6 protein-coding genes are annotated in these 6,000 nt (G+C 72.2%); 2 read left to right on the plus strand and 4 right to left on the minus strand.

The window, feature by feature from the left end:
- Nucleotides 1-69: 69 nt before the first annotated feature.
- Nucleotides 70-858 (minus strand): SDR family NAD(P)-dependent oxidoreductase, encoded by a 789-nt coding sequence (locus tag QR77_RS09480; protein ID WP_040020937.1) that lies wholly within the window; start codon nucleotides 856-858, stop codon nucleotides 70-72.
- Nucleotides 859-999: 141 nt separating this feature from the next.
- On the opposite strand from QR77_RS09480, the gene QR77_RS09485 reads away from it, so the two are divergent.
- Entirely contained in the window at nucleotides 1,000-1,617 is a 618-nt protein-coding gene (locus tag QR77_RS09485) for a TetR/AcrR family transcriptional regulator (RefSeq protein WP_040020938.1), read from the plus strand.
- Between the two features lie 86 nt (nucleotides 1,618-1,703).
- Nucleotides 1,704-2,792: a Gfo/Idh/MocA family oxidoreductase gene (locus QR77_RS09490; RefSeq protein WP_040020939.1), complete on the plus strand. Its 1,089-nt coding sequence runs from the start codon at nucleotides 1,704-1,706 to the stop codon at nucleotides 2,790-2,792.
- A gap of 60 nt (nucleotides 2,793-2,852) precedes the next feature.
- On the opposite strand, the gene QR77_RS09495 is transcribed toward QR77_RS09490, so the two are convergent.
- From QR77_RS09495 to QR77_RS49965, 3 genes are all read right to left on the minus strand, one after another.
- Nucleotides 2,853-3,563, minus strand: coding sequence for a VWA domain-containing protein (locus QR77_RS09495; RefSeq protein ID WP_052488633.1), 711 nt, complete (start codon nucleotides 3,561-3,563; stop codon nucleotides 2,853-2,855).
- 25 nt (nucleotides 3,564-3,588) lie between these two features.
- On the minus strand, nucleotides 3,589-4,932 hold the full coding sequence (locus QR77_RS09500; RefSeq protein WP_040020940.1) for a hypothetical protein: 1,344 nt from the start codon (nucleotides 4,930-4,932) through the stop codon (nucleotides 3,589-3,591).
- Nucleotides 4,929-6,000, minus strand: a 1,072-nt coding sequence (locus tag QR77_RS49965) for a protein phosphatase 2C domain-containing protein (RefSeq protein WP_078876572.1), incomplete at its 5' end; no start/stop codon positions are given. The genes QR77_RS49965 and QR77_RS09500, both read right to left, overlap by 4 nt.

A 6,000-nucleotide genomic window follows, 5' to 3' on the forward strand; every position in this document is an offset into this window, starting at 1 on the left:
CCGCGCCGAGTTTCAGGTATCCCCCGATCCGGTACGGGCCGGGTGCCGGACGCGTGACCCGGCATCCGGTCAGACTGTCTTGATCGCTCCTCCGTCCACGATGTGGTCGGCGCCGGTGGTGCTGCCGGCGAGCGGCGAGGCGAGCTGGGCGATCAGCGCGGCCACTTCGTCGGCGAGCACGAACCGGCCCGTCACCATCCCCGCGGAGGCGGGAAGTTGGGCGAGGAGCTGGTCCTGCTCCACCCCCATGTCCCTGGCCAGGCCGGCGCCGTAGCCGTCGGCGCTCTCCCACATGGCGGTACGGACGGCGCCGGGCGACACCGTGTTGACCCGTACGCCCAGCGGCCCCAACTCCTGGGCCAGCGCCTTGCCGAACGCGGTGAGCGCCGCCTTGGCCGTCGTGTACGGGATGGGGCCCACGTGCGGTATCCGGGCGCCGTTGGACGAGACGTTGACCACGGACCCCCGGGCGGCGGCGAGCAGGGGCAGGGCGGCCCTGGTCGTACGCACCGCCGAGAGGAGGTTGAGATCGAGAGCGGCCCCCCACTGCTCGTCCGTGAAGGAGAGGAAGCCGCCGGTCTGCTCCGCCCCACCGTCACCGCCGCCGACGTTGTTGACCAGCAGATCCAGACCGCCGAACTCGGCCTCCGCCCGGGCCAGGAGCCGGGCGGGGCCCTCGGGCGTGGACAGGTCCACCGACACGCCCCTGGCTCCGGTGGCCTTCAGCTCAGGAGTGAGCGTCCGGGCCGCGGCGACCACCCGCATGCCCTCGGCGACCAGCGCCGAAACTGTGGCCAGACCGATACCCCGGCTGGCGCCCGTCACCACGGCCGTCTTGCCGCTCAGTTGCAGATCCATTGCAGCTCCCCGATCGAACATGAGTCTTTCACGACGCGAGAACCATAGAACTTGCATCATTCGTGTTGCAAGTAGCGAGCGAAGAGGATCGCACCTGTAGCGCCTTGTAGACTCCCGGGCAGGACCAGGGAGAGGACACCGATGCGGCAGCAGAGCCCGCACCGCCCGCTGCGTGCGGACGCCGAGCGCACCGTCATGGCGATCCTGACGGCGGCCGAGAAAGTCCTCAGCTCCCATCCGGCGGCGACGATGGAGCAGATCGCCGAGGCGGCGGGCGTTGCCCGTACGACCGTCCACCGGCGCTTCGCGACCCGCGAAGCGCTGGTCGACGCGCTGACCGCGTGGGCCACCCGGCAGTTCCACGAAGCGGTGGAGAGCGCCCACCCGGCCAGTGCCCCGCCGCTGGTCGCCCTCTATCAGGTGACCGCCAACGTGCTGCGGGTCAAGACCAGTTGGGGGTTCGCGATGAGCCGCACGGGGACGGCCTCGGACGACCCCGAGGTGGCGCGCGTGCACGCCGAGGTGCTCGACGAGTGCCACCGGCTCTTCGTACGGGCGCGGGAGGCCGGTGTCGTACACCCCGACACCGACCTGGTGTGGGCCAGGCGGGTGTATTACGCGCTGATCCACGAGGCGGCCCTGCACCGCGCCGACGACTCCGACGACGGCACCGACATCGACGGGGCGGCCACGCTCGTGGTCGACACCCTGCTGCGCGGGATCGGCACCGGCGGCGGGGGCGGCGCCTTCCGCCCCTGATCCACCAGCGGCACCGGCGGCACCGGCCGCGCGACCGGGGTCGGCACTGGCACCATGAGGCAGACGTCTTCAGAGGAGCGAACCACGTGAGTGCGGCACCTGTACGTTTCGGTCTCGTCGGCAGCGGCTGGCGGTCCGAGTTCTTCGTCCGCCTGGCCCGCGCACTGCCCGACCGCCTCGCCGTGACCGGTGTGGTGACCCGCTCCGCCGAGCGCGCCGAGCGGATCGAGGCGGAGTGGGGGGTGCCGGCCCACCGCGACGTCGACGCGCTGCTGGCGGCCCAGGAGCGCCCGGAGTTCGTGATCCCCTCCGTACCGTGGGCCGTCACCCCCGAGGTGACGAAGGACCTCGTACGCCGCGAGGTGCCCGTACTCGCCGAGACCCCGCCGGCCGCCGATCTCGAAGGCCTGCGGGACCTGTGGCGGGAGACCGGGGCCGGCGCCCGGGTGCAGGTCGCCGAGCAGTACCCGCTGATGCCGGGGCACGCGGCGCGTCTCGCGCTGCTGCGCGAAGGGGTGATCGGGGAGGTGACGTCCGTACAGATGTCGTCCACGCACCTCTACCACGCGGTGTCGCTGATCCGGCACACCCTCGATGTGGGCTTCGCGCCGGCCACGGTTTCGGCGCGCGCCTCCACCGCCCCGCTGGCCGATCCGCTGTCCAGGGACGGCTGGACGGACGACCTCACCCCCAAGGACGCGGTGACGACCCTCGCGCTGCTGGACTTCGGCGGCGGGCGCACGGCGGTCTACGACTTCACCGACAACCAGTGGTGGAACCCGCTGCGCGGCCGGCGCATGGTCGTGCGCGGCTCGCTGGGCGAGATCGTCGACGATGTCGTCGTACGGATGGCCGATCCGCGCAGTCCCGTGGAGTCACCGCTCGTCCGCCGCAGAACCGGCACCGACCTCAACCTGGAGGGTCGCGAGCTGCACCACATCAGCTTCGACGGACGGGTCGTGTACCGCAACGAGTTCGTCGGCGCGAACCTCTCCGAGGACGACCTCGCCGTGGTCGACCTGCTGTGCCGTACGGGCGCCTGGACGCGCGGCGAGGGACCGGAGCCGTACCCGCTCGCCGAGGCCTGTCAGGACCACCTGATCAGCCTGGCGATCGAGGAGTCGGCGCGCACCGGGGCCACGGTGACCACGAGCCGGGAGGCCTGGGCGTCCTGAGCCGGCCGGGCCCGGCCGTCCCGGCACGGCAGTCGGGCCCCAACACGCCTGGATCGTGCGTCAGTTCACGTGTTCGAGCGGGATCGACTTGTATCCCTTGACCTCCTCGGGTACCTGCAACTGCCGTGCCTTCGCCGAGGCCACAAGCGAGTTGAGGAGGCTGGCGAGCGCCTCCGACAGCGCCGCGCCGGTGGCCGCCGCGTCGCCCTCCGCCAAGTAGGCGGCCACGGTGGAGATCCGGCTGAGCACCTGCTCGCCGGCGGAGCCGAAACCGTAGCTGATGATGTTGGGATACGGCTTCCACGAGCGGTCGTGCAGCAGCTTCAGGCCCTCCTGCCACGCCCCGGCGGGCTTGTCGGTGGGGGCCCCGTCGGTCAGCAGGAACACGACCGGCCGCAGCACCTCGACCCCGGCGTCGGACAGCGCCCGGACGTCGCTGTCTATCTGCCCCCGGACCAGCTCGAACATCGGGACGAAGTTCGTGGCCCCCGCGCAGACGACGGTCGGCAGGCTCTGGAGGTCCTCGATGTCGGTCATCGGAGTGACCACGTGCGCCTGGGTGTTGAACGAGATGACCGACAGATGGATGAACTCGGACGTCTGGGGGCTGACGAAGAGAGTGTCGTAGATGTGCAGCAGTGTGGCGTTGAGGAGCTGCTCGAACGTGCTCATGGAGTACGAGGTGTCCAGCACCAGGTAGGCGGGCAGCCCCTTCGTCTTGTAGCGGTCCACGGACTCCCCGTCCGGGTTCGGGGTCGGGTTCGGGTTCACGTTTCCTCCTGGGAACGGCTGTCCACTACAGCCAGCCGAGAGCGAAGTGGGCGATCAGGTAGAGGACCAGGACGAGCAGGACGGTGCGGAGGACCGGCCGGCGCTTGCGACGCCTCGGGACGGGGGCCGGGGCCGGTACGGACGGCTGCGGCGTCGGCGTCGGCGTCGGCGTCGGCGTCGGCGTCGGCGTCGGTGGCACGGACGAGACGGGCGGTGCGGGCGGTGCGGGAGACGCCGGCGGCGTCGGTACGGGGATGGGCGGCAGGGGCGGCTGCACGGCGTGCGGGACGACCGTGGGAGCGGGCGGACGGACGCGGCCGCGTAGGTTCACACTGCCGGTCACATTGCCCGGCGCCGGGGCGACTTCCGGAGAAGCGGGGGCGGGGGTGGGAGTGGCCGCCGTCGGTGTCCCCGCGGAGACCCGGCCGACCTTGACCGTACCCACGACATTGCCGGGCGCAGTGCTCTCCGCCACACCGGGATCACCCGGACCCGCCGCCCCGCCGAGCGCCGCGTACAGCTCGTGCGGCGCCGGCCGGTCCTCCGGCCGGCGTGCCGTGAGCGCCCGCCCGAGCAGCTCGGACAGCGGGGTCTCCCCCGTCAGCCCCACCAGGGTCCGGTGCGCGGCCAGCGGGTCCTGTCGTTCGCCGGTCAGACAGCGCACGGTGAGCACCGCCAGCTTGTACCGGTCGCTGTACAGGGTGAGCGGCCGCCGCCGGCTCTCCGGGAACAGCGGATCCTCCCAGCCGTGCGACTCGATCCACGCCCGGCTCCCGATGCCGCAGGTGTCCATGTCGATGACGAAGGCGGCCCCGGTGCCCTGCTCCCAGAAGGCGTTGCCGTACGACCAGTCCGCGTAGACGATGCCGTGGCGGGCGAACAGCGCGCCCACGGCGAGGAGTTCACGCATCGCGCGCTGTCTGACCTCGGGCGCCGCGGGCCGGATGCCGCGTTTGGCGCAGGCCTCGTCGGTGGTCACCAGCCAGTCGAGCAGCAGCGGTGCCTCGTCGCCGTAACCGCCGCTGAACTGCTTCAGCCGGGCGAAGAAGCGGGCGGGTGCCTTGGCCATGACGACGCCCAGCACCTGCCCGCCCTCGATGATCCGGGCGACCGGCCAGGAGATACGGGAGTCCACGACGTCCTGGTCCGGCAGCGACATCACGGTGGGCAGGTAGACGAGCTTCTGGAGGGTGGCGGCCGAGGCGTCCGACAGGGGGCTCCGGTAGAGCTTGGCGAGCCACCCGGGATGGCCGTCGATCTCGTGGACCTGCCTCGACTCGCCGTCGCCCTCGGAGAGTATCCGTCCCGCCGGGACCTCCTCCGGTCCCACCACGGGACGGAACGGGCTGTCCGACCACGTACGGTTCACCGCTCCCCTCCCTCGTGCGCGTCGGCGCACCAGACGACCACCGCCGTACGGTCGTCCTGCATCTGCGCCTGCTCGAAGCCGACATCCAGCAGGAAGGAGCCGATCCTCGGCGGGCGCCGCCAGCGCTCGGCGAACCAGCGCTGTGCCCCGGGCCCGAGGGCGAAGGCGTCCGAGACACCGTCCGTGGTGACGGCGAGGACCTCGCCGGGCCCCAACTCCGTTACCCCGTAGTCCACATGGTCCAGGTCATGCGGCAGGAAGTGCTCGACCGTGCTCGCGTCGAAGCCGCCCTTCTCCTCCCCGATGAGCTGCTCCCACCGGTCGTGGCTGAGGCGCCACGCGCTCACATCGGCCACAGCGCCGAGCCAGCACCTGCGCCGGCCCCTGCTGTCGGGCAGGGCGGGTACGACCGCCACCACGGCGACGGCGCGTACGTCGTCGGCCGTCCATCCCCGCTGTTCCGCGGCCCCGTACATCTGGCCCGCCGCCGCCAGGAAGATCTCCCTGGCGGGTAGCCGTTCCAACTCGACGCCTCTGTCGAGGGCTTCGCGCAACGCGCTCACGAGCGCGGCCGCCGCGACGTTCGCGCCGACGTCGGAGTGCTTGCTGTCCGACATGCCGTCGGCGACGGCGACGAGCAGGTAACGGCCCGCGCTGTCCTGCCCGATGCGGTACGCGTCCTGCCGGGCCACACCGCGCCCGCGATGGCCCGGCCCGACGACGGACGCCGCCCGGACTTCGAGCCCGCCGAGAACCGCCTCGTCGGCGGCGATCGCGGTGGGGGACGGCAGTTGCGGCAGCCGCCACGGGGCCCTTCCCGCGCGCGACGGCTTCTGGAGCACCGGGAAGCGCCCCCGCGAATCGTCGGCCACGGGCGGGGGTACGGGCGCGGGCTCGGGCTCGCGTACGGGCGCGGGCGCGGATTCGCTTACGGGCGCGGGCGCGGATTCGCTTACGGGCGCGGGCAGTTCGGGTACGGGTACGGGTACGGATTCGCGTACGGGCTCCGCCTCGACCGCGCGCACCTGCCCCGGCCGGGTCGCCCGTACCGCTCGTACGGGCAGCTCC

The organism is Streptomyces sp. 150FB (genome assembly GCF_000818195.1).
Classification (GTDB): Bacteria; Actinomycetota; Actinomycetes; order Streptomycetales; family Streptomycetaceae; genus Streptomyces.